17 protein-coding genes and 4 tRNA genes are annotated in these 19,502 nt (G+C 32.4%); 13 read left to right on the top strand and 8 right to left on the bottom strand.

Annotated elements, in window-relative coordinates:
* Window positions 1–5: 5 nt before the first annotated feature.
* The 4 genes from B2217_RS09555 to B2217_RS09540 are packed head-to-tail and all read right to left on the bottom strand — an operon-like array spanning window position 6 to window position 3,937.
* Entirely contained in the window at window positions 6–1,085 is a 1,080-nt protein-coding gene (locus tag B2217_RS09555; RefSeq protein WP_291067863.1) for a bifunctional 3-deoxy-7-phosphoheptulonate synthase/chorismate mutase type II, read from the bottom strand.
* 46 nt (window positions 1,086–1,131) lie between these two features.
* A complete protein-coding gene (locus tag B2217_RS09550) occupies window positions 1,132–1,980 on the bottom strand; it encodes a prephenate dehydrogenase (RefSeq protein ID WP_280061853.1) in 849 nt (282 codons plus the stop codon).
* Window positions 1,977–3,119 (bottom strand): pyridoxal phosphate-dependent aminotransferase, encoded by a 1,143-nt coding sequence (locus B2217_RS09545; protein ID WP_291075536.1) that lies wholly within the window; start codon window positions 3,117–3,119, stop codon window positions 1,977–1,979. The genes B2217_RS09550 and B2217_RS09545 overlap by 4 nt, the downstream gene beginning before the upstream one ends.
* Window positions 3,116–3,937: a prephenate dehydratase gene (locus B2217_RS09540; RefSeq protein WP_219034020.1), complete on the bottom strand. Its 822-nt coding sequence runs from the start codon at window positions 3,935–3,937 to the stop codon at window positions 3,116–3,118. The genes B2217_RS09545 and B2217_RS09540 overlap by 4 nt, the downstream gene beginning before the upstream one ends.
* Window positions 3,938–4,180: 243 nt before the next feature.
* On the opposite strand from B2217_RS09540, the gene B2217_RS09535 reads away from it, so the two are divergent.
* Window positions 4,181–4,876 (top strand): ABC transporter ATP-binding protein, encoded by a 696-nt coding sequence (locus B2217_RS09535; protein WP_291075537.1) that lies wholly within the window; start codon window positions 4,181–4,183, stop codon window positions 4,874–4,876.
* A 34-nt stretch (window positions 4,877–4,910) separates the two neighbouring features.
* Here the strand turns inward: B2217_RS09535 and B2217_RS09530 are convergent, their stop codons facing one another.
* Entirely contained in the window at window positions 4,911–5,423 is a 513-nt protein-coding gene (locus tag B2217_RS09530) for a thioredoxin family protein (RefSeq protein ID WP_291122424.1), read from the bottom strand.
* A 62-nt stretch (window positions 5,424–5,485) separates the two neighbouring features.
* On the opposite strand from B2217_RS09530, the gene B2217_RS09525 reads away from it, so the two are divergent.
* Window positions 5,486–5,887, top strand: a complete 402-nt coding sequence (locus B2217_RS09525; RefSeq protein WP_280050663.1) for a hypothetical protein — start codon at window positions 5,486–5,488, stop codon at window positions 5,885–5,887.
* A gap of 82 nt (window positions 5,888–5,969) precedes the next feature.
* Window positions 5,970–7,061: a redox-regulated ATPase YchF gene (gene ychF / locus B2217_RS09520; RefSeq protein WP_125348936.1), complete on the top strand. Its 1,092-nt coding sequence runs from the start codon at window positions 5,970–5,972 to the stop codon at window positions 7,059–7,061.
* Window positions 7,062–7,116: 55 nt separating this feature from the next.
* On the opposite strand, the gene B2217_RS09515 is transcribed toward ychF, so the two are convergent.
* Window positions 7,117–8,256, bottom strand: coding sequence for a methionine aminotransferase (locus B2217_RS09515; protein ID WP_114998290.1), 1,140 nt, complete (start codon window positions 8,254–8,256; stop codon window positions 7,117–7,119).
* A 107-nt stretch (window positions 8,257–8,363) separates the two neighbouring features.
* On the opposite strand from B2217_RS09515, the gene B2217_RS09510 reads away from it, so the two are divergent.
* The 4 genes from B2217_RS09510 to B2217_RS09495 all read left to right on the top strand — a co-directional run bounded on the left by B2217_RS09510 (window position 8,364) and on the right by B2217_RS09495 (window position 14,054).
* A complete protein-coding gene (locus tag B2217_RS09510) occupies window positions 8,364–10,214 on the top strand; it encodes a DNA topoisomerase IV subunit B (protein ID WP_125348938.1) in 1,851 nt (616 codons plus the stop codon).
* 93 nt (window positions 10,215–10,307) lie between these two features.
* Window positions 10,308–10,775 (top strand): hypothetical protein, encoded by a 468-nt coding sequence (locus tag B2217_RS09505; protein WP_221854409.1) that lies wholly within the window; start codon window positions 10,308–10,310, stop codon window positions 10,773–10,775.
* Window positions 10,776–10,779: 4 nt separating this feature from the next.
* Window positions 10,780–13,347, top strand: coding sequence for a DNA gyrase/topoisomerase IV subunit A (locus B2217_RS09500; protein WP_219034066.1), 2,568 nt, complete (start codon window positions 10,780–10,782; stop codon window positions 13,345–13,347).
* Entirely contained in the window at window positions 13,347–14,054 is a 708-nt protein-coding gene (locus B2217_RS09495) for a rhomboid family intramembrane serine protease (protein WP_114998285.1), read from the top strand. The genes B2217_RS09500 and B2217_RS09495 overlap by 1 nt, the downstream gene beginning before the upstream one ends.
* 69 nt (window positions 14,055–14,123) lie before the next feature.
* Here B2217_RS09495 and B2217_RS09490 read toward each other — a convergent pair whose 3' ends face one another.
* Window positions 14,124–14,756, bottom strand: a complete 633-nt coding sequence (locus B2217_RS09490; RefSeq protein WP_038334971.1) for a C40 family peptidase — start codon at window positions 14,754–14,756, stop codon at window positions 14,124–14,126.
* A gap of 218 nt (window positions 14,757–14,974) precedes the next feature.
* On the opposite strand from B2217_RS09490, the gene B2217_RS09485 reads away from it, so the two are divergent.
* From B2217_RS09485 to B2217_RS09465, 5 genes are all read left to right on the top strand, one after another.
* Window positions 14,975–15,046: transfer RNA gene (locus B2217_RS09485), tRNA-Glu, on the top strand.
* Window positions 15,047–15,140: 94 nt separating this feature from the next.
* Window positions 15,141–15,395 (top strand): 30S ribosomal protein S20, encoded by a 255-nt coding sequence (rpsT, locus tag B2217_RS09480; protein ID WP_038334974.1) that lies wholly within the window; start codon window positions 15,141–15,143, stop codon window positions 15,393–15,395.
* Window positions 15,396–15,407: 12 nt separating this feature from the next.
* A tRNA-Glu gene (locus tag B2217_RS09475) sits at window positions 15,408–15,479 on the top strand.
* Window positions 15,480–15,765: 286 nt separating this feature from the next.
* A tRNA-Glu gene (locus B2217_RS09470) sits at window positions 15,766–15,837 on the top strand.
* A gap of 98 nt (window positions 15,838–15,935) precedes the next feature.
* Window positions 15,936–16,007, top strand: a tRNA-Glu gene (locus B2217_RS09465).
* A gap of 131 nt (window positions 16,008–16,138) precedes the next feature.
* Here B2217_RS09465 and B2217_RS09460 read toward each other — a convergent pair.
* Entirely contained in the window at window positions 16,139–17,875 is a 1,737-nt protein-coding gene (locus tag B2217_RS09460; protein ID WP_291122503.1) for an ABC transporter ATP-binding protein, read from the bottom strand.
* A 177-nt stretch (window positions 17,876–18,052) separates the two neighbouring features.
* Between B2217_RS09460 and B2217_RS09455 the strand changes: the two genes are divergently transcribed.
* Entirely contained in the window at window positions 18,053–19,474 is a 1,422-nt protein-coding gene (locus B2217_RS09455) for a hemolysin family protein (protein WP_180905690.1), read from the top strand.
* Window positions 19,475–19,502 lie beyond the last annotated feature (28 nt).

Below are 19,502 nucleotides of genomic sequence, written 5' to 3'. Positions count from 1 at the left end.
ATTGTTTAAATTTTTTCTTCTTTTTTTACCATAATTTGGTTTTGTTGCGCAACAGATTCTTGGTGAATTGCTTGCAATAATTTGTCAACAAAATCTTCAGATAAACCTAAAGAAACTCCTGCTTTTACAGAATTATCTTTGATTTGTTTCCAACGATCTGGCTGAAAAACTGCCACATTATGTTCTTTTTTCAATTCTCCGATAGAGTTTGCAACTTTCATACGTTGAGCAATTGCATCTAAAATAGAGTTATCTAATTCATCAATTTGATGACGTAAATTTTGAATTCCAGTTTTGTAAATTGCATCTGGATCATCAGAAACACGAATTTCTAAATCTTTTAAGATTTCTAATAAACGAGCTGGTGTTACTTGTTGCGCTGCATCAGACCAAGCTTCATCAGGATTGTTATGCGTTTCGATCATCAATCCATTGTATTCGAAGTTGAAGGCTTGTTGCGCAACATCGAACAATCCTGTTCTGTTTCCGCAAATATGTGATGGATCACAAATAATTGGCACATTTGGCAATTTATTTTTGAAATCTAATGCAATTTGCCATTGTGGGTCGTTACGGTATTTCGTCTTTTTGTACGTTGAGAAACCACGGTGAATAGCACCTAAGTTTTTGATTCCTTGACCTTCTAAACGCTCCAAAGCACCAATCCATAAATCTAAATCTGGATTTACAGGATTTTTAACCAAAACAGTTTTATCTGTATCACGTAAAGCTTCTGCAATTTCTTGTACAGTAAAAGGGTTTACTGTAGAACGAGCTCCAATCCATAAAACGTCAACATCATATTCTAACGCTAATTTTGCGTGATTTGCATTGGCGATTTCAGTTGCGATTTTCATTCCGAATTCGTCTTTTACTTTTTTCAACCAGTTTAACCCGATTGCTCCAACTCCTTCAAAACAGTTTGGTTTAGTACGAGGTTTCCAAATTCCCGCACGGAAAACTTGCACATAATCTTTGTCCAAATCTTCGGCGATTGTCATCATTTGTTTTTCACTTTCTGCACTACAAGGTCCAGCGATGATCATTGGTTTGTCGTATTCTTTTATCCAGTTATTGTTTTCCATAACATTTACAAATTTAAGGTTTAATATTTATTTTATTTGAGAGTAATTATTTATTTAATATTCGACGTATGTCGTTTGTGTTTTTTAAATATTGATGAATATCTTCTGCATCTTTTTCTTCGATCATTTTTCTGATTTTAGAAATTTGTGTTTGATAAGCATCAATAGCATTGAGTAAATTTTCTCGATTCTGAATCAAAATTGGCGTCCACATATCTGGTGAACTTTTTGCCAAACGAACTGTAGATTCGAAACCAGATCCAGCCATATCAAAAATTGCATCTTCATTCTTTTCTTCTTCCAAAACTGTTTGTCCTAAAGCGAAAGATGTAATATGTGAAAGATGAGAAACGTACGCAATGTGCGCATCATGCGCATCCGAAGTCATTGTTTTGACATTCATCCAAAGCGATTGATAAATTTTTCTCACTTTTTTTACTGCTTCTTTTTCGCTTTGTTCAACATCACACAAAATCGCAACTTTGTTTAAAAACAATTCAGGAAAAGCTGCTTTTGGCCCAGAATTTTCCGTTCCTGCGATTGGATGTGTAGCAACAAATTGTTTTCTTTTGAGGTGATTTGCTACTTTTTTACAAATTCCAGCTTTTGTCGATCCCATGTCCATTACAATTGTTTTATCATTAATTTGATCTAAAATTTCTGGTAAAACATTTTGAATTGAATTAATTGGAACTGCAATTACCACTAAATCTGATTGAGAAAGCGCTTCATTCAAAGGAGCAATTTCATCTACAATTCCTAATTCTAAAGCTTGTATTTGATGTTCAATATTTTGATCAACACCGATTATTTTTTCGGCAACACCAACTTTTTTTAACGCTAAAGCAAAAGAACCTCCGATTAATCCTAAACCGATTACTGAAATTGTTTTCATGCTTCTAATCTTTTCTTTACTTCAATCAACTTCTCGACGGGTGCGCAAAGTGAGAATCGAATAAATCCTTCACCATTACTTCCGAAAATACTTCCTGGCGTGATAAATACTTTTTTATCGTATAAAATTTCATCAATAAATTCTTTATCATCTTTTCCTTCTGGAAGCTTCGCCCAAATAAACATTCCTGCTGCATTGGGATTATATTTTACATTTAAGAGATCAGCGATTTCCCAAATAATTTTTCGTCTTTCTGCGTAAACTTTTGTCAACTCATCGTACCAAGAATCATCAACTAAAAGAGCTTTTGTAGCGGCTTTTTGTATAGCAAAATTCATTCCCGAATCCATATTTGACTTTACTTTTAGAATAGAATTAATAAAACTTTCTTTTCCAATCACCATTCCTACTCGCCAACCTGCAATGTTAAAGGTTTTGCTTAATGAATTCAGTTCGATACAAACATCTTTTGCACCTTCAATTCCTAAGATGCTTGTCGGTTCATCGTTCAAAATAAAACTATACGGATTATCATTTACGATTAAGATATTGTGACGAGTTGCAAACTCTACTAATTTTCTAAGAACGTCTTTTGGGGCTTTGGCTCCGGTTGGCATATGTGGATAATTGAGCCACATAATTTTTGGTTTTTGCTCGGCTAATTTTTCTAACTGATCAAAATCTGGAAGCCAATCATTTTCATTTTTCAAATCGTAGAATAAAGGTTCTGCTTGCACTAATTCTGTAACAGATGAATAAGTTGGATATCCAGGATTTGGAATTAAAACTTTATCACCTTCATTCAAAAATGCCATCGAAATGTGCATAATTCCTTCTTTAGAGCCCATAAGTGGCAAAATTTCTGTTGAAGGATTGGCGTCTACATCAAATTTGTTTTTGTAAAAACTTGCCATTGCTTCGCGCATTTCTGGAATTCCGCGATAACTTTGATAGCCATTGATTCCGTTTCGTGAACTTTTGATTAATTCCTCGATCACATCTGGATGAGGTTGTAAATCTGGACTTCCAATTCCTAATGAAATGATTGGAATGTCGGTTTTCATGTTCGCTATTTCTTGTAATTTTTTCGAGAAATAATATTCTTGAACACTTTGTAATCGTTGGGCTTCTGCTATCATTTTTTCCCCAGTTTATATTCGCCTAATATTTCTAAATCCGTTAACTTTCTTGCAATTTTTCCAAGCAATTCATAATATTGTTCTTTTTGCTCGAACGTAATGTCAATATGGAAAGAGTATTCCCAAGGTTTTTCAATAATCGGAACAGATTGTATTTTGTCCATATTTATTCCACATTCTGCAATTTGATTTAATACATCTACTAAAGCACCAGCTTTATGTGGAACAGAAAAACGCATCGAAACTTTATTGAAATCTTCGTAATCGTTGTGCTCGCGTTGCAATACAAAAAAGCGAGTAAAATTATCTTGAAACGTCTGAATACTTGAAGCTAAAATGTCTAATCCATATACTTCTGCCGCTTTTCTTGAGGCAATTGCAGCAACATCATTCAAATCTTGCTCAATAATATCTTTGGCTGTTAATGCAGTGTCGATATCATTTACAACGCGCCATGTTGGATGTTTTTCAAGGAACTTATCACATTGTAACAATGCCATTTGGTGCGAACGAACTTCTTTTATATCATCTAAAGTTTGTCCTTTTTTTACCATCAATTGATGTTGAATTGATAAATAAATTTCTCCAACAACTTTCAAATTATATTTCGTTAGCAATGCATAGTTTGGTAAAATTGCCCCAGCAATTGTGTTTTCAATTGCCATGATTGCTTTTTCAACTTTTCCCTTTGCAAGCGACTTTGCTAAAGTTTTGAATGTGTCGCATTCTACAATTTCGATGTCATTTCCTAAATAATTATTGGCAGCTTCGTGATGATATGAACCAATGTAACCTTGTATTGCAACTCTTTCTTTCATTTTTTTCCACAAAAAAAGTCCCACAAATTGCGGGACTTTATATTATCTTATTATGAATGTTAACAATCAATTTTGACAACGCAGTCCCTGCTCTCCTGGATAATATCCAAAAAAGTAAAAAAAGAATGCGTTAAAATAATTGAATGTTGCCATTTCGTTTTTCTAATTGTTCTACAAATCTAAAAAATAATTTTTCAGTTATCCAAATCTTTTTTGCTAATTTTATCGAAAATTTTTCATCAAATGGGAATAATCATTACAGATTTAGTAAAAAAATACGGTGAACAGATGGCTTTAGACAAAGTTTCGTTTTCTATCAATAATGGCGAAGTTGTTGGCTTACTTGGACCAAATGGAGCAGGAAAATCGACATTGATGAAAAGCATTACCAATGCAATAAATGCAGATTCTGGTGAAATTTCTGTGAATGATTTTAATGTTTCGACGCAGCCAATTGAATCGAAAAAGTTGATTGGATTTTTGCAAGAAAATAATCCATTGTACATGGATATGTATGTAAAAGAGTATTTGGAATTTGTCACAAATATTCGAAATGTGCCTAAATCAAAAATTGATGAAGTCATCGAAAAAGTAGGTTTATTACCAGAAAAACATAAGAAAATTCATCAATTATCAAAAGGATATAAACAACGTGTTGGATTGGCGCAAGCGATTATCTCGAGCCCAGAAATTTTGATTTTAGATGAACCTACAAATGGTTTGGATCCAAATCAAATTATTGAAATTAGAGAAGTAATTAAAGAGATTGGAAAGGAAAAAACAGTGATTCTTTCTACACATATTATGCAAGAAGTAGAAGCGCTTTGTTCGCGTGTAATCCTATTGAATAAAGGAAAAATTGTGGCAGATCAACCGATAGAAGAGTTTAAAGGACAATATAAAAACTTGGAAGAAGCTTTTCATGTTTTAACGCAATAAAAAAATCCGCTCATTGAGCGGATTTTTTTATGAATTATTTCTTTTTCAAGATAAAAACTTCTTTGATTTTTTCCAGATCAACTTTGTCGTTTTTCGATGTTTTTTCAAGTTTTGAAATCAAATGATTTACTTCTTCTTCAGAAGCTGGACCACCAAGATTTTCTCCATTTACGCGAGAATCTTCTAGAACTTTTCCGTTCGAATCTAGAATTACCCAAAAAGGTAAACCTTGATTTTTTCCACCTAATTTCTCATTGACAGCATCTCCGCCTGGCGTTTCTAAATTTTTCTTTTCTGCACGTTCTTGCACGGTAATAAATGTTTTGACATAATTCGCATCAAAATATGGTTTCACAGCTGGATCGTCCATATTTTTTTCCATCTTTTTACACCATCCGCACCAAGAAGCATGAAAAATTAAAAAGACATTTTTATTTTCAACCTTCGCTTGGTTTTGAGCTTTTGTTAATATTTCTGTTGCTGTTTGCGCGTTTACGATTCCTGCGAAAGCAATCATAAAACTTACGATTAAGGCTTTTAATTTCATTGTAATAAGTATTTAAGTAAATGTAAATAAATAATTGTATTTTCAATAAAAAATTAACACTTATGAAACATTTTTTAGGATTTATCTTTTTGCTATTTCTTGTGAGTTGCGCATCCAATAATATAAAAACAATTGAAGGAAAATGGAAACAAGATTTTTTGGATTATAAATCGAAAGTGGTAGAAGTTCCTTTGTCGAAAAGTGATGCGATTATGGATGTTTCAAGAAATAAATCAAAATTAAAAATAGAATTTGATTTTCATGACGATTATGAAAAAGATGTGACAGATTCTGTTGTGTTTAATTTTCCTCAACTCAAATTCAGAAAAATAAATCTTGATAAAACTTCTAATTATTATGATTTAACTTATAATGCGACTTGCGATTGTTTTTATGGTGAAATGAAATCATATTCTGGAAATGTATTAAATATAAAATTGAACAGAGTTTCTTCGGTTAAATAAATTTAATGGAAATCATTATCTTTGCACAAAATTATTAGAACATCGTTCTAATATTCAATCATTAAAAAAAGAGACAACATATATGAAATGTGGAATTGTTGGATTGCCTAATGTTGGTAAATCTACTTTATTTAACTGTTTGTCGAATGCAAAAGCGCAATCGGCGAATTATCCTTTCTGTACAATTGAACCAAATGTAGGAACAGTTTCTGTACCAGATACTCGTCTAAATCAGTTAGAAGCAATTGTAAATCCAGAGCGCGTTGTGCCTGCGGTTGTAGAAATTGTAGATATTGCTGGTTTAGTAAAAGGAGCAAGTAAGGGAGAAGGTTTAGGAAATCAATTTTTAGGAAATATCCGCGAGTGTAATGCAATTATTCACGTTTTACGTTGTTTCGAAAACGAAAATATTACACATGTTGATGGTTCTATTAATCCATTGCGTGATAAAGAAACAATTGATATTGAGTTGCAATTGAAAGATTTGGATACAGTTACAAAACGTATCGATAAATCTAAAAAAGCAGCAAAAGCAGGAAATAAAGACGAACAAAAAGTTGTAGAAGTTTTAACAGCTGTAATCGCTCATTTAGAAGAGTTGAAAAATGTTCGTGAAATGGATTTGGACGAAAAAGAGCAAGAAATTGTAGATTCGTTACAATTGATTACTTCTAAACCAGTTTTGTACTTATGTAATGTAGACGAGTCTGCTGCAAAAGACGGAAACGAATGGGTAGAAAAAGTGAAAGAAGCTGTAAAAGATGAACACGCAGAAGTGTTAATTTTAGCGGCACAAATAGAAGCTGATATCAACGAGTTAGAAACGTTTGATGAGCGTCAAATTTTCTTGGAAGAATTAGGATTAGAAGAGCCAGGAGTTAATCGTTTGATTCGTTCTGCTTATACATTGTTAGATTTAGAGACATATTTCACAGCAGGTGTAAAAGAAGTTCGTGCTTGGACAATCAAAAAAGGTTCTACAGGACCACAAGCGGCTGGAGTTATTCATACCGATTTCGAGAAAGGATTTATTCGTGCAGAGGTAATCAAATTTGAGGATTTTATTACATACGGATCAGAATCTAAATGTCGTGAAGCAGGAAAATTAAACGTAGAAGGAAAAGCGTACATCGTACAAGATGGTGATATTATGCATTTCTTGTTTAATGTTTAAGATTTAAATTATATCTATATAAAAAGCTCAATCGAAAGATTGAGCTTTTATTTTTCTACAAACTTTTCAAATTTTCTAAAGCCATTAAAAGTGTTTCATCCTTTTTAGCAAAACAAAATCGGATTACTTTGTTATCTGTTTTATCATGGTAAAATGCTGAAATTGGTATTGTCGCAACTTTATTTTTGATGGTTAACTGTTTTGCAAACTCATCATCAGATAAATCACTTATTTTAGCATAATTTGCACTTACAAAATAAGTTCCTTCGCAAGGCAAAACTTCAAAATTTGTTGAAGCTAAACCTTTAACAAATAAATCTCTTTTTTGTTGAAAAAAATCATTCAAATGCAAGTAATGATCAGGTTTTTCTAAATAATCTGCAATTGCATATTGTGATGGTGTATGCGTAGAAAAAGTATTGAATTGGTGACATTTTCTAAACTCTTTCATCAATTCTTTTTCGGCTAAAATATAACCGATTTTCCAACCAGTTATGTGAAATAATTTTCCGAAAGAACCTACGATGAAAATCTTGTCTTTTACTGATTTTAATTTTGCAAAACTTTGATGCGATTTTCCATCAAATGTAATGTGCTCATAAACTTCATCTGCAAGCAAATAACAATTTGAATCTTTTAGGATTTGTTCAAATTGTTTTAAATCATTTTCGGATAAAATTTTTCCAGTTGGATTATTCGGATTATTAACGATAATCAATTTCGTTTTATCATTAATTTTTTTCTTCAATTCTTCAAAATCGATAGAATATTCAGGATATTTTAGCTGAATTGGAACAATTTTTCCTCCAAATAATTCAACCGTTGGTTGATATAAATCGTAAGCAGGTTCAAAAATAATTACTTCATCATTTGGATGAATTAATGTAGAAACAACATTAAAAATCGCTTGACTTGCACCACTCGTAATGTTAATTTCATTCTGAAAATCGTAATCAGATTGATAAAGATTAGAATATTTTTCTGAAAGTAATACACGCAATTTTTCGACGCCAGTCATTGGCGCGTACTGATTGTAATTTTGTGTTGAATAATAATTTAAACGACTAATTAATTCAGAATCTGCATTAAAGTCAGGAAAACCTTGCGCTAAATTAATCGCTTGATGTTCATTTGCCAATTGACTCATTACCGAAAAAATGGTTGTCGAAACATTGGGTAGTTTAGATTTTATCATATTGGTAAATTAGGTCGTTTTTGCTCAAAATCAAAACAATGAACCTTAATATTTTTAGGAAATTTTTTCTTATTTTTGTAAAACTCGTTTAACACTCAACAACTCAAATGTCAGAATTAGATCAACAAGTAAATTATACGGAAGACAATATCAAAACCCTTGATTGGCGCGAACATATTCGCATGCGACCTGGGATGTATATTGGGAAGCTGGGAGATGGTTCGTCTCAAGATGATGGAATTTATATTTTGTTGAAGGAGATTGTAGATAACTGTATCGATGAATTTGTGATGGGTGCAGGAAAAACAATCGAAATTAATCTGCGCGAAGATGAGGTAACGGTTCGTGATTATGGACGTGGAATTCCGCTTGGAAAAATGGTTGACGCCGTTTCTAAGATGAATACAGGTGGTAAATATGATTCACAAGCTTTCAAAAAATCGGTTGGTTTAAATGGTGTTGGTACAAAAGCTGTAAATGCGTTGTCAACATCGTTTCGAGTGCAATCTATTCGAGATGGAAAAACACGTATTGCAGAGTTTGAGCAAGGGATTTTAGCAAATCAAGAAGATGAAAAAGAAACATCTTTACGAAAAGGAACTAAAATTACATTTATCCCAGATAAATCGATTTTCTTGAATTTTAAATTCAGAAAAGAATATGTAGACAAAATGTTGAAAAACTATGTTTACTTAAATCCAGGATTGAAAATTATTTTCAATGGAGAAGAATTCTTTTCGAAAGACGGATTGAAAGATTTATTGAATGATAATATCGAGGAAGAAACAATTTATGATATCATCCATTTGAAAGGAGAAGATATCGAAATTGCGATGACGCACAGCTCGAAATCATATTCGGAAACGTATTATTCTTTTGTGAATGGTCAAAATACAACGCAAGGAGGAACACATTTAACAGCTTTTAAAGAGGCTGTTGTGAAAACTGTTCGCGAATTTTATAATAAAAATTATGATCCTGCGGATATTAGAAAATCAATTATTGGAGCAATTTCGATCAAAGTAATTGAGCCAGTTTTTGAATCGCAAACAAAAACTAAACTTGGTTCGAATGAAATTGGACCAGGAATGACAACGGTTCGCACGTTTGTAAATGATTTTATCAAAACGAATCTTGACAACTTTTTACATAAAAATACAGAAGTTGCGCAAGCATTAGAACGCAAGATTAAACAATCAGAAACGGAACGAAAAGAGCTTTCTGGAATTCGAAAATTAGCGCGTGATCGCGCCAAAAAAGTTAGTTTACATAACAAGAAATTGCGCGATTGTCGTCAACATTATAATGATCCGAAAGCTGAATTACGTTTAGATACAACTATTTTTATTACCGAGGGAGATTCGGCAAGTGGATCGATTACCAAAAGTAGAAGTGTAGAAACGCAAGCGGTTTTTAGTTTGAGAGGAAAACCGTTGAATTCATACGGTTTGACAAAGAAAATTGTTTATGAAAACGAAGAATTTAATCTTTTACAAGCGGCATTAAACATCGAAGAAGGATTAGAAGATTTACGTTACAATAATGTTGTAATTGCAACTGATGCTGACGTCGATGGAATGCACATTCGTTTGTTGATTATTACATTTTTCTTACAATTTTTCCCAGAATTGATCAAAGAGGGACATTTGTATATTTTGCAAACACCACTTTTTCGTGTGAGAAACAAGAAGGAAACACGTTATTGTTATTCTGAACCAGAACGTATAAAAGCGTTGGAAGAAGTTAAAAATCCAGAGATTACACGATTCAAAGGATTAGGTGAAATTTCGCCAGATGAGTTCAAACATTTTATCGGAAAAGATATTCGTTTAGAACCAGTAATGATTGGAAAAGATCAAACCATCGAAAGTCTTTTAGAATTTTACATGGGAAAAAATACACCAACAAGACAAGAATTTATTATTAACAATTTGGCTGTAGAAGCTATTAAAAATTAGAATATTATATAAAAAACTTACTTTCTATCTAACCTAAACACCTATTTTATAAATATGAAGAAGAATAATAAAAATGTGATACAGCTCTTTAAAATGCTAAATTTCACCATCGTTATTTTAATCATTCTAAACCTTATTATGTATGCTGGTATTTTACCTTACAAGTATCACATAATACCACCTTATGTTGTTGCAATTTTTATAGCGTTGTTTATTTATGTAAGCTATAAAAGTGGAAATCAATTTTTTGCGATAGACACAAAAGGTGAAACCATAACTTTTGAAACGAAGAATGTTGGATTTTTATCCTTCTTAGATTCAAAAACGAACAAAATCGATTTACCGAAGTATAAATTGATCAAATACGATTTTCAGAAAGGAATTCTTTCAAAAAACGTTGTCTTTTATATTAACAGTAAAAAGAATCCTACCAATTTAACAAAAGTCAAATTTCGTTTAGCATTCATTTCTAACCGAAATATTAATATTATTTTGACTGAATTAGACAAAATTGTGGAGTCTAATTGTATGGTCAAAAACAATGTAGAAGTAGCTATTTAACATGATGCAAGACAATCAAGAGAGCATCAAGAAGGTTTCTGGTATGTACCAAGAATGGTTTCTTGACTATGCCTCTTATGTAATTTTAGAACGAGCAATTCCATCTATTTATGATGGGTTGAAACCAGTTCAGCGTAGAATTTTACATTCAATGCGCGAGTTGGAAGACGGACGATATAACAAAGTTGCGAACATTGTAGGAAATACGATGAAATATCACCCGCATGGTGATATGGCGATTTCTGATGCAATGGTTCAAATTGGTCAAAAAGAATTGTTGATCGATATGCAAGGAAACTGGGGAAATATTTACACTGGTGACCGAGCAGCTGCGTCGCGTTATATCGAAGCTCGATTAACTAAATTTGCGTTAGAAGTTGTCTATAATCCAAAAACTACAAAATGGCAACCATCTTATGATGGTCGAAATAAAGAACCAATTGATCTTCCAATCAAATTTCCTTTGCTTTTGGCACAAGGAGTAGAAGGAATTGCAGTTGGTTTGTCAACAAAGATTTTGCCACACAATTTCAATGAGTTAATTGATGCGTCAATTTTACATCTGAAAGGAAAGAAATTTCAAATTTTCCCAGATTTTTTAACTTCTGGATTGGTTGATGTTTCCGATTATAATGATGGATTGCGTGGTGGTAAAGTGCGTATTCGTGCAAAGATTTTGCAAGAAGATAAAACAACGTTAAAAATTACGGAAATTCCTTACGGCACAACGACAGGATCTTTGATTGATTCAGTTTTAAAAGCCAATGATAAAGGTAAAATCAAGATCAAAAAGATTGAAGATAATACAGCGGCTGAAGTTGAGATTTTAATTCATCTTGTTCCAGGAAGTAGTCCAGACAAAACAATTGATGCATTGTATGCATTCACGGATTGCGAGATTTCTATTTCGCCAAATGCGTGTGTGATTAATGAACAAACACCAGAATTTTTAACAGTTTCTGAAATTTTAATTCACAATACAAACAATACAGTTGAATTGTTGAAAAAAGAGTTAGAAATTGAGTTAGATGAACTGCAAGAACAATGGCATTTTTCTTCGTTGGAACGAATTTTTATCGAGAATAGAATTTATCACGATATCGAAGAAGAAGAAACATGGGAAGGTGTAATTTCTGCGATTGATAAAGGGCTGAAGCCACATATTGCGCATTTAATTCGTCCAGTTACGGAAGAAGATATTACGCGTTTAACAGAAATTCGAATCAAACGTATTTCAAAATTTGATTTAGATAAAGCACAACAATTTATTGAATCATTAGAAGATAAAATCGAGAATGTAAAACATCATTTAGCAAATTTGATTGATTATGCGATCGATTATTTCAAAAACCTAAAGACAAAATACGGAAAAGGAAAAGAACGTAAAACAGAAATTAGAACATTTGATACGATTGATGCGACAAAAGTTGCCGTTGCAAATACACGTTTTTATGTGGATAGAAACGAAGGTTTTATCGGAACTTCATTGAAAAAAGACGAGTATTTATTCGAGTGTTCTGATATTGATGATATTGTGGTTTTCAAACATGATGGTTCGATGATTGTGACAAAAGTTGATGCAAAAACTTTTGTTGGAAAAGGAATTATTCATGTTGGAATTTGGCATAAAAATGATAAACGTACCATTTATAACTTGATTTATCGCGATGGTAAAAATGGTCCGGCTTATCAAAAACGTTTTGCTGTAACGGGAATTACTCGCGATAAAGAATATGATTTAACGGCTGGTAATAAAGGTTCGGAAGTGTTGTATTTTTCAGCAAATCCAAATGGAGAAGCCGAAGTTGTATCAATTATTTTAAAAACTCATCAACGAATCAAAAAATTAAAATTTGATATTAATTTTGCTGATTTAGCGATTAAAGGTCGTGCATCAAAAGGAAATTTAGTAACAAAATATCCAATCAAAAAAGTAGAATTGAAAGAGGAAGGAGTTTCGACTTTAGCACCTCGTCAAATTTGGTTTGATACGGATACAAAACGCCTAAATGCAGATGGATTGGGGATTTTATTAGGTTCTTTTAAGGGTGATGATAAAATTTTAACGATTAATAAAAAAGGTGAAGCAAAATTGGTTTCGTTTGATTTGAGTAATCGTTTTGACGAAGATTTAGAAATTATCGAGAAATGGAAACCTTCAAAACCGATTTCTTGCGTGTATTATGATGCAGAAAAAGATCGTTATTTTGTGAAACGTTTCCTTTTAGAAGATACATTTTCTCCACAAACTTTTTATACGTTAGAAGATGGTAAATCATCAATAAAAGTTGTTTCGACAGATTATTTACCAGTTATTGAGTTGATTTTCCCGAAAGTAAAAGGTTTAGAAAAAGAACCAGAAGTGATAAATTTAGAAGAATTTATTACAGTTAAAGGAATTAAAGCGCAAGGAAATCAATTGACGACATATAAATTAAAACAGATTAATGTGTTAGAACCGCTTCCATTCGAAGAACCAGAAGAAGAGGAGGAGTCAGAAGAAGAGCCGCAGCCGACGCTATTTGATGCGATTGAGGAGGATAATAATGAAGAAGAAAATATAGAAGAATAATGGGAGACATCTCTATTGTGGCATTAGTCGTTATTGGATTGAATGTTTTGGTAAGTTGGAAAGGTTTTAACGATTTAGCTTTTTTTGAAAAATATAAATTCCAAGTAGGGTCGATATTATATAATAAGGAATACTATAGAATTTTAAGTTCAGGATTTTTACATGTTGATTTCACTCATTTGTTATTCAATATGTTAACGCTTTACTTTTTTGCAAATCCTGTTATCGGATTTTTTGCGAGTCCAGAAGGATTTTTGTTAGGCGACTTCTCGAATGCAAAACTAAATGTAGGTTACGGAATGTTTCTTTTAGTTTTTTTAGCAGCGGTTATTGGCGGAAATCTATTGTCGTTGTTAATTCATAAGAAAGAAACTTTTTATTCGGCAGTAGGAGCTTCAGGCGGAGTAACAGGAATTTTGTTTGCTGCAATTGCAGCTTTTCCTGAAATGGAATTAAGATTATTTTTTGCTTTACCAATTCCAGCCTGGATTTTCGGAATATTATATTTAGGATATTCAGTTTATGGAATGAAAACTAATTTAGGAAACATCGGACATTCAGCGCATTTAGGTGGAGCGATTGTGGGATTATTATCTGCAATATTATTTTATCCAACAATTTTACAAATCAATATGTATTATATTTTAGGAATGATTGTTCCATTAATTGTATTATTTGTGATGATTTTACGAGAACATCGAAAATAAAAAATAAGACAAAAAAAGCATCAAGATTACTTGATGCTTTTTTTATATGATAATGAAATTATACTATTATTATAATATTCTTTTTACGTATAAGAATTTTGGTCCCCAATATCTATCATTTAAAGAAGATACCATAACGCCTTGAGAAGTAGATGAATGAATGAATTCTAAAACTCCATCTTTATTTCTTCCATGAACAATTCCTACGTGCGAAACTCTACCGCGACCTCTTGTTGCAAAGAAAACTAAATCTCCTTCTTTTGCTTCGTCTGTACTAACTGTAAAACCTTCTCTTGCCTGATCTGCAGATACACGAGGTAAATTTTTATTGAAAGTCTCGAAAACGTTTCTAACAAAGGCAGAACAATCAATACCACTTCTTGTTGTGCCTCCGTATCGGTAAGGTGTACCAATATACGTTTCTGCTTCTTTTAATAAAAATCCTGCAAACAATTCATTCGTTTCTTCTAAAACGCTGTTTAACACAACCATAGATTTCGCTTCATCGTTAATTTCTATTGGTGTAACATCTAAATTGGCATGTTTATTGATTATTTTAGCTTGAGCTTCAATAGCTCTTGGTTTCGGTACGAAACTTCTCGAAGAATATTCTGTAGCTTCACTAACTGGGGTTAAAGATGAACATGATGTTATAAACATCGTGCAAACCACTGCAGCTACACCTAATATCGATGCTTTCATATATTGAGTATTCGTTTGTATAAATTTTAATAGCACCGCTAAAGTAATTGTTAAAAATATAACTCATTATATATAAGAGATGTTTTGACAAAATATTAACTTCCTTAACATTTTTTAACAAAAATCTATTCAAAAAAACTTTTAAATAAATTTGGAAGTTCAAAAAATAGTTCTACATTTGCACTCGCTTTTCACAACAAGTGGTTAAGCCGTCATGCGGCCCATTCGTCTAGTGGTTAGGACATCAGGTTTTCATCCTGGAAACAGGAGTTCGATTCTCCTATGGGCTACATAAAAGTGTTTTAGAAAATTATTAAATTAATTTGGCGAGATAAAATATTTGTTTATATCTTTGCCGAACTAAAATAGAAAGAGATTTAAGTTATGGCAAATCATAAGTCAGCATTAAAAAGAATTAGACAATCAGCGGTAAGACGCGATCGTAATAAATATTATCACAAATCAGCTCGTACAGCTATTAAAGCTTTAAGATCTGAATCTGATAAAAATGAAGCAGAAACAGTTTTTCCAAAAGTTTCTTCAATGATTGATAAGTTAGCAAAAAGAAACATTATTCACAAGAATAAAGCTTCAAACTTAAAATCAAAGTTAGCGAAACATATTGCGGGATTAGCTTAATAAAATAAAAGTGGTCCCTTCGTCTATCGGTTAGGACACTAGATTTTCATTCTAGAAAGAGGGGTTCGATTCCCCTAGGGACTACAAATTAATAGATGGATTGCATTATTGCAATCTTTTTTTTCCTTGTTCATAGTTGTTGATTTTTTAAACAACCAGTAGAATACTGTGTAAAGGAAATTGTTTTTTGTGTTTTGTTTGTAAAGGTTAATCATAATGTTTAGATGATTAATCGGGAATGAAAATGTCGCTGTATAATTCAACTTGGTTCAAATTATTAGAATTATACATCGACTTTTCTACAACTCCCAACACAAAATGACGTTCATTCAAAATAAAGAATATTCGAATTAATTAATTCATATTAAGTGGTCCCTTCGTCTATCGGTTAGGACACTAGATTTTCATTCTAGAAAGAGGGGTTCGATTCCCCTAGGGACTACAATTTGACTTGATTAAAAAAAATAGTATAAAATTTTCGAAAATTGTTTGGTAATAAAAAATAAACGTTTATTTTTGCACCACAATAATACGAAAGGAGGTCCCTTCGTCTATCGGTTAGGACACTAGATTTTCATTCTAGAAAGAGGGGTTCGATTCCCCTAGGGACTACAAAAAAGCATTCAGATTTGGATGCTTTTTTTATTTTGAAATAGTTTAGTTTATATTGATTTATTGCGATCAATAAAAAAGCGTTTGAGGAAATAAACTTCAAACGCTTTTTGCTTTTATACAGATTCCTTTTATAGCTTTGGAATCGCTTCTATCAATTCTTTGGTATAGTTTGTTGTCGGATGCGCATAAACCTTGTCTGCATCGTCCAATTCTTTCATTTCTCCATGTTGCATCACCAATAATTGATCACTCATATATTTTACAACAGCCAAATCGTGCGAGATAAATATATAGGTAAAACCAAATTCGGTTTTCAAATCATTTAATAAATTCAAAACTTGTGCCTGAACAGAAACATCCAACGCAGAAACAGATTCATCACAAATGATAAATTTAGGATTTAAAGCCAAAGCACGAGCAATCCCGATACGTTGACGTTGCCCACCAGAAAATTCGTGCGGATATTTGTTCAAATCTTGATCTGATAAACCTACTTTTTGTAAAAGAGATGAAGCCGTTTGTAATCGTTCAGATTTATTCTGACCAATTTTATGTACTTGCATTGGCTCCGTAATAATTTGCGCAACGGTTTGTCGAGGATTCAAACTTGAATATGGATCTTGGAAAATAATCTGAATTTCTCTTCTTAATTTACGAATTTCCTCTTTTTTCAGTTTCGTAATATCTATACCATTATAATATATTTCGCCAGCAGTTGGTTTTTCTAATAACAAAACCGTTCTACTCAAGGTTGTTTTTCCAGAACCCGACTCGCCAACTAAACCCATTGTTTCACCCGGATAAACTTTGAACGAAATATCATCTACAGCTTTTACATTCGGGATTGTTGCATTTCCAAATAAAGTCGAAGGATAGAAGTATTTCTTCAAATTCTTAACCTCTAAAATTGGAGGATTTGCATAAATTTTTTCGTGAAAAGTTTCGCGTTCTTCTTCTGTATAGATCTCAGTTTCGAAATTTGGATTTTCTAAGAAAACGTTTACCGTAGGTAAACGTTTTGCACGTTCATCCAATCGAGGTCGACAAGCAATTAATCCTTTTGTATAATTTTCTTTCGGATGATTAAAAATTGTTTCTACATTTCCTTGTTCCACAACATCACCACGAAACATCACCAAAACTTCTTCACAAACATTAGCAATCACGCCCAAATCGTGAGAAATAAACAACATACTCATGTTATTTTTTTCTTGTAATTCTTTCAATAAATCTAACGTCGCTTTTTGTACTGTAACGTCCAAAGCAGTTGTAGGTTCATCGGCAATCAATAATTTCGGCTCGCAAGAAATCGCCATTGCAATCATTACACGTTGCTTTTGTCCACCAGATAATTCGTGCGGATAAGCTTTATAAATACGTTCGGGATTTGGTAATTTAACTTGTTCAAAAAGATGAAGAACTTTCTTTTTAGCTTCTTCTTTCGATAAATTTTGATGTAAACGAATCGCTTCCTCCACTTGTTCTCCGCAACGCAAACTTGGATTTAGAGAAGTCATCGGTTCTTGAAAAATCATTCCGATTTCATTTCCTCTTATTTCTTCCAGTTCTTTAGGAGAAAGTTTAAGCAAATCTATCATTTTATCATCTTGACGAAAAAGAATTTCACTTTCGGGATGAATTGTCGCATTAGGAGACAATAAACCCATAATCGCCAAAGAAGTTAACGACTTTCCAGAGCCAGATTCTCCAACAATTCCTAATGTATCACCTTGTTCTACTTTGAAATTGATGTTATTCAGAACTTGTTTATCTCCAAAAGAAATTGATAAATTTTTGACTTCGATAATATAATGTAAATCTTGCTTTTGCATGGCAAATTGTTGCTTGGTAAATGAAGTGGAAATTTAGTGATTTTTTAGTCATTTTCTCGAATCAATAATTTCTAAGATTTTGTATTTATAAATTTTGTAATTTTGCTACGAATCAAAACGTTGTGATTTTTAATTTTTTTTATTAATTTAGATGTATTGATTTACTGACTTATAAAAACTTATAACAAGTCAGTCTTTTAAATTCGAAGAATGGATACATACTCCCAGATTTCGACATTGTTTTTAGTCGCTAATCACAATGTCGCCGATGAAATTTCTGTAGCAAAACTTTTGCTTACAATTTTCCTTGTTTTATTAAATGGTTTTTTCGTTGCAGCCGAGTTTGCAATTGTAAAAGTACGTTCGTCACAAATTGAAGTTAATCAAGATATTAACGAAAGAACTTCAAATGCTGCAAAACGAATCGTTAATCATTTAGATTCTTATCTTGCCGCAACACAGTTAGGTATTACATTAGCTTCGCTTGGTCTTGGTTGGGTTGGAGAAAGCTCTTTAACGCCTGTAATCGTAAAACTTTTTGAAGTAGTTGGTTTAACTTCTCCTTCATGGACAGCGATTGCGCATAATGTTGCGTTTCCAGCAGCTTTCGTTATCATTACTATTTTGCACATTGTTTTTGGTGAATTAGCACCGAAATCTATCGCAATTCAGTATCCAACGAAAACTACATTTACAGTAGCTTGGCCACTTCGTGCATTTTATTTTGTTTTCAAACCGCTTATTGTGTTAATGAATGGTTTGGCAAATGTAATTCTTCGTGCGATTGGAATTCATCCTATTCATGGAGGTGAAATTCACACAGAAGAAGAGTTGAAAATGATTATTACAGAGAGTTCTGAAGGTGGAGCAATTGAGGAATCTGAGCGTAATTTAATTCAAAATGTGTTTGAGTTTGATGATCGTCGTGTGATGAATATTCAAACTTTACGAAAAAATGTTTCTGCAATTAATATTAATACTTCTGTAAAAGATGCATTAGATTATGCGATTAACGAAGGTTATTCGCGTTATCCAGTTTACGAAGAAGAATTTGATAATATAAAAGGTGTCATTTACGCAAAAGATTTAATCAAGCAATTGTTAGAAAATCCAAATCAAACTGAAATTGAAGGATTGTTGCGTGAGCCAATTTTTATTTCAGAAAATGCGTTGATTAAAAATGTAATGAAACAATTTCAGAAAAAACATATGCAAATTGCAATTGTAACAAATGAAGTTGGTGAAGTTGCAGGGATTGTTTCGATGGAAGATATCTTGGAGGAATTGGTTGGAGAAATTCAAGACGAATATGATAACGAAGATCCTATTGTTTCTCGTGTTTCTGAAGGTGTTTATAATATAAATGCACACAATGCGATAAGCGATATTAATCGTTTAGTGCCGTTTAGATTCGAAGAAAGCGAACATTATGATACGTTGGCTGGATTGATTTCTGAATGTTATCCTGATAAGGAATTAACGGAAGGAGATTTGATTGATTTGGAAGAATATACAGGAACAATTATCAAAATGTACCGAAACTCTGTTGAACAAGTACAATTGAAAGTGAAAGATGAATTGATTGAAAACTTCCGCGATGAACCAGATTCTGCAGAAGATGATGAAAATTAATCATTAAATATAAAAACAAAAAAATCCG

It is taken from the genome of Empedobacter sp. UBA7620 (assembly GCF_002484185.1).
GTDB lineage: Bacteria > Bacteroidota > Bacteroidia > Flavobacteriales > Weeksellaceae > Empedobacter > Empedobacter falsenii_C.
This window is presented reverse-complemented; position numbering and strand designations above follow the sequence as displayed.